Raw genomic sequence first — 225 nt, forward strand, 5'->3', positions numbered from 1 at the left:
GGCTCTGGAAAAGTGACAGCAGGATTAGGTCAATTATCTGCAGGAGTAAATCAATTAGCAGATGGGTCTGGTCAAGTAACAGGCGGTTTAGGAACATTATCTGTAGGAGTATCCAAATTAGCAGATGGGTCTGGTCAAGTAACAGGCGGTTTAGGGACATTATCTGTAGGTGTAACGAAATTAGCAGATGGCTCAAGCCAAGTAACAGGTGGTTTAGGAACATTA

General features: G+C 43.1%; 1 protein-coding gene. It reads left to right on the forward strand.

Annotated features, from left to right (window positions below; translation table 11 throughout):
• Positions 1 to 225 (forward strand): hypothetical protein (locus MR107_RS30965; RefSeq protein ID WP_242293220.1); only part of this gene is annotated, 225 nt, incomplete at both ends.

Source organism: Bacillus cereus group sp. BfR-BA-01441, assembly GCF_022663075.1.
In the GTDB taxonomy this organism is placed as follows: Bacteria; Bacillota; Bacilli; order Bacillales; family Bacillaceae_G; genus Bacillus_A; species Bacillus_A cereus.